This window comes from Streptomyces sp. HSW2009, from assembly GCF_040240285.1.
Classification (GTDB): domain Bacteria; phylum Actinomycetota; class Actinomycetes; order Streptomycetales; family Streptomycetaceae; genus Streptomyces.
Genome location: NZ_JBEHZD010000577.1, coordinates 1 through 4,610, shown reverse-complemented (window position 1 = coordinate 4,610; position 4,610 = coordinate 1). Strand labels below are relative to the sequence as shown.

The following is a 4,610-nucleotide window of genomic DNA, read 5'->3' as shown; positions in this document are numbered from 1 at the left end:
CCTCGTACAGCGGGCGGTAGAGCAGCTTGACGAGTTCGGTGTCGGCAGGGTCGGGGGGGGGGGGGGGGGGGTTGGTTTGGGGGGGCGGGGGGGGGGGGGGGGCCCGGCCGGGGGGCGGGGGGGGGGCGGGGCGCCCCCCCCGCGGCGCGCCGGCGCGGAGGCTGGTAGTTGATCGGGCCGGCCGCAGCCGGGCCCGTCACGTCCGCCGCGCCCGGGCCGACCGTACTGGCGGGGGTCGCCGACCCGGCGCCGCCCACCTGCGCGTCGGCGCCCGTGCTCGCCTCACCGCCGGCCGCCGTCCGCAGTCGGCCGTCGCCGCTGGTCAGCGCCGACGGGGGCGGGGCGAGGGACTTGGCGATGCCCTGGGCCACCGCGTCGTTGATCTCCGCGGCCAGCGTCGTGGCCTCGGGCAGTCCCCGGTCGTGGAGCATCGCGGCGAGACCGTCCGCGTACCCCTGGCCGACGGCCCGTACCTTCCAGGCGCCGTTCCTGCGGTACAGCTCCAGGGCCGTGACCGCGGACTCGGCGTCCAGGTCGGTGATGGTGAACGTGGCGATCTCGGCCCCGTCGAGATCGGTCACCGCGACGAACGGAGCGACGAGGCCGCCGAACCGCACCGGGCCGCCCACCCCGGTGGGCAGCGCCAACAGCACGGTGAGCGTGTGGACGGCCTCCGGCAGCGCGCCGAGGTCCACCGCGAGACGGTGGTCGGCGGCGGCCTGTCGGGAGACCTCAAGCCCGGGCATCTGTGGAGCGGCGGGATGCGCGACCCAGTCGACGCTCCGCACCTTCCCCTGGTCGGCTCCGAGTGTCGCTCCGGCGACGACGGGTTTCCCCGCCGAAATACGGATCTCCAAACGGGTCTGGGGCAGGGGATGGTTCTGCCCCCGGACCAGCTCGGCCGTCATCACTGCGCCCTCTCGTCGTGGTGTGCTGGGTGTGCTGCGGTGGGCGGCGGACCGGGGCAGTGGGTGGGCGGCAGCACGGCGGTCACCGGGCGAAGGGCGGACGGCCGACTTCCGGCACGGCCCTCGCCTCTGCCGCACGCCACGGCGCGGCCGACCGAACTCAACCCCCCGATCCGCGGCAACGCCGGAGGCGCACCGCTCCCCTGCCCCTTCCGGACGGGCCGTCCGGTCGGGGCGCTGGGCGCGGCGCGCACCCGGTGCTGCGGTTGGTTCAGAGGTGCGGCACGATCGCCGGCATCAGGTCCTGGAACGTACGGCCGTTGGCCGCGCTGCCCAGGGCCGTCATCTGCCAGCCGGTACCCGCCCGGTGCACCTTGGCCATGATCTGGGCCGTGTAGGGGCCACCGCCGGTGAGCGTGTACCGCGCGATCTCCTGGCCGTTGGTCTCGTCGACCAGCCGGCAGAACGCGTTGGCGACCTCGGCGAAGCTCTGCCCGGTGAAGGAGTTGACGGTGAACACGATCTGGTCGATGTGCACCGGCACCCGCTGGAGGTCGACGAGGATCGCCTCGTCGTCGCCGCCCTGGCCGGCGCCGCCGACGAGGTTGTCGCCGGTGTGCCGGACCGAGCCGTCATCGCTGGTCAGGTGCCGGAAGAACACCACGTCCACCGGCTGCTTGTCCGCGAAGAGGACGGCCGACGCATCGAGGTCGATCTCCTTGGTGCGGGAGCCGAACAGACCTCGACGGGGCGCGGACTGCCAGCCCAGGCCCATCCGAACGGCAGTCAGGGTGCCGCCATCGGCCTTCTGAAGGCTGATGGCCTGGCCCTTGGACATGTTGACAGTCACGCGCTGTCCCTCTCTCGTCTTCCCCCGGTCGCCCCATGTGTACGACCTGCTCGAACCCTATGCACTGTGCCCGCCGGTCCGGCTACCCGCATCCGGGTTTGTGTCGCTCTTGCAACACATCGCCCGGCGCGGCGTCGCACATCCCCGACTCGCGCGCCCCGTAGGGCACCTGCGTCCCGCCTCTGATCAGGCCAAGCCCGCCTCGCGCATCTGCCGCAGCTCCTTCTTCAGCTCGCCCACCTCGTCCCGCAGTCGGGCCGCGACCTCGAACTGGAGGTCCGCCGCAGCGGCGCGCATCCGTTCCGTCATCTCCTCGATGAGTTCGGCGAGTTCAGCCGCGGGCCGGTCGGTGAGGGCACCGTCCTTGGCCCGGGCGCCCTTGCCGCCGGCCGTCTGCTTGGCCAGTGCGGGCACCGGCGCCTTGCCCTTGCCGCCCTGCCGGTATCCCGAGCCGAGCAGTTCCTGGGTGTCGACGTCCTCGCGCGCGATGGTCGCGACGATGTCGTTGATCTTCTTGCGCAACGGCTGCGGGTCGATGCCCCGCTCGGTGTTGTACGCGATCTGCTTCTCGCGGCGCCGGTTGGTCTCCTCGATGGCCGTCGCCATCGCGGGGGTGATCTTGTCCGCGTACATATGGACCTGGCCGGAGACGTTCCGCGCGGCACGGCCGATGGTCTGGATCAGCGACGTGCCCGAGCGCAGGAACCCTTCCTTGTCCGCGTCGAGGATGGCCACCAGGGAGACTTCCGGCAGGTCCAGGCCCTCCCGCAGGAGGTTGATGCCCACCAGTACGTCGTACTCACCGGCGCGCAGTTCGCGGAGCAGCTCGACGCGGCGCAGGGTGTCGACGTCGCTGTGCAGGTAGCGGACCTGGATGCCGAGTTCGACCATGTAGTCGGTGAGGTCCTCCGCCATCTTCTTGGTGAGCGTGGTGACCAGGACGCGTTCGTCCTTCTCGGTGCGGGTGCGGATCTCGTGGATGAGGTCGTCGATCTGCCCGTCGGTGGGCTTGACGATGACCTCGGGGTCCACCAGGCCGGTGGGGCGGATGATCTGCTCCACGAACCCGTCCCCCCGGGCGAGCTCGTACTTGCCCGGCGTGGCAGACAGGTAGACCGTCTGCCCGATGCGCTGCTGGAACTCCTCCCACTTCAGCGGGCGGTTGTCCATGGCGGACGGCAGCCGGAAACCGTGCTCGACCAGCGTGCGCTTGCGCGAGGCGTCGCCCTCGTACATCGCGCCGATCTGCGGCACGGTCACGTGCGACTCGTCGATGACCAGGAGGAAGTCCTCCGGGAAGTAGTCGAGCAGCGTGTGCGGCGCGGAGCCGGGCGCACGGCCGTCGATGTGCAGCGAGTAGTTCTCGATGCCCGAGCAGGTGCCGATCTGGCGCATCATCTCGATGTCGTACGTGGTGCGCATGCGCAGGCGCTGCGCCTCCAGCAGCTTCCCCTGCTTCTCCATCCGGGCGAGCGTCTCGGCGAGCTCGGCCTCGATGCTGGCGACGGCCTTCTCCATGCGCTCGGGTCCGGCCACGTAGTGACTGGCGGGGAAGACGTAGAGCTCGTGGTCGTCCGAGATGACCTCGCCGGTCAACGGGTGCAGCGTGGAGAGCGCCTCGATCTCGTCGCCGAACATCTCGATGCGGACGGCCAACTCCTCGTAGACCGGGAAGATCTCGATGGTGTCACCGCGCACCCGGAAGGTGCCCCGGGTGAAGGCCACGTCGTTGCGCGTGTACTGGATGTCGACGAAGCGCCGCAGGAGCTCGTCGCGGTCGAACTCGTCGCCGACCTTCAGCGGCACCATGCGGTCGACGTACTCCTGCGGCGTACCCAGGCCGTAGATGCAGGAGACCGAAGCGACGACGATCACGTCCCGCCGGGTGAGCAGCGAATTGGTCGCCGAGTGGCGCAGCCGCTCGACCTCTTCGTTGATGGACGAGTCCTTCTCGATGTACGTGTCCGACTGCGGCACGTACGCCTCGGGCTGGTAGTAGTCGTAGTACGAGACGAAGTACTCGACCGCATTGTTCGGCAGCAGTTCGCGGAACTCGTTGGCGAGCTGGGCCGCCAGGGTCTTGTTCGGCGCCATGACCAGTGTGGGCCGTTGCAGCTTCTCGATCATCCACGCGGTGGTGGCCGACTTTCCCGTACCCGTCGCGCCGAGCAGGACGACATCCTTCTCACCTGCTCGGATACGCCGTTCGAGCTCGGTGATGGCCGCCGGCTGGTCGCCGCTCGGCTGGTAGGGGCTGACGACCTCGAAGGGCGCCACCTTGCGTTGGATCTGAGATACGGGCCGCATGGAACCACCGTACGACTCACCACTGACAACGGCCCTTGCACGGCCCCGTAGCCTGACACCGCCGATCAGGCAATGGCATCAGATCGCATGCGAACGGTCACCGTGCGCATCGATTCGATCGTCGACAGGGGCTCAGCCCACCGATTCGCCGCACGGGCGCAACGAAAGGTCATCGGCCATGTACGAGTACAAGGTGATCCAGATCCGCGAGAAGCTGATCGGCGGGAAGATGTCGCCGGACAAGGTCGAGGACCTGCTCAACAAGTACGCGGCGGAGGGCTGGCAGCTCAAGGCGATCACGTCCGCCGACGTGAAGGGGCGCATCGGGCCCGGCGGCGTGGAAGGGCTGCTCGTGACCTTCGAACGCCCCCGGCGCTGATCCGACACCGGCCCGGCGGTCGACTGCGGGCCCGGCCCCGGCCCGCCCGCCCCCCCCCGGGGGGGGGGGCCCCGCCCGGGGGGGGGGGGGGCGGCCGCGCCCGGGGTGTCGCCGTGCAGGCAAAGCGAGCGGGCGGACACGGCGACGTGTGTTCCCTCGATACTGG

The 4,610-nt window shown here is 70.3% G+C and carries 4 protein-coding genes; 1 reads left to right on the top strand and 3 read right to left on the bottom strand.

The genetic code is table 11. The features are described from left to right. The 3 genes from AAHZ94_RS28840 to uvrB form a co-directional block, all read right to left on the bottom strand. Nucleotides 1-908 (bottom strand): TerD family protein (locus tag AAHZ94_RS28840; RefSeq protein ID WP_349996562.1); only part of this gene is annotated, 908 nt, incomplete at its 3' end. A 271-nt stretch (nucleotides 909-1,179) separates the two neighbouring features. Then, a complete protein-coding gene (locus tag AAHZ94_RS28835; RefSeq protein ID WP_349996561.1) occupies nucleotides 1,180-1,758 on the bottom strand; it encodes a TerD family protein in 579 nt (192 codons plus the stop codon). 186 nt (nucleotides 1,759-1,944) lie between these two features. Further along, nucleotides 1,945-4,065, bottom strand: coding sequence for an excinuclease ABC subunit UvrB (gene uvrB, locus AAHZ94_RS28830; RefSeq protein WP_349996559.1), 2,121 nt, complete (start codon nucleotides 4,063-4,065; stop codon nucleotides 1,945-1,947). Nucleotides 4,066-4,243: 178 nt separating this feature from the next. Here uvrB and AAHZ94_RS28825 point away from each other — a divergent pair, with 178 nt between their 5' ends. Further along, complete coding sequence (locus AAHZ94_RS28825; protein WP_349996558.1) at nucleotides 4,244-4,444, top strand: DUF4177 domain-containing protein; 201 nt, start codon at nucleotides 4,244-4,246, stop codon at nucleotides 4,442-4,444. Nucleotides 4,445-4,610 lie beyond the last annotated feature (166 nt).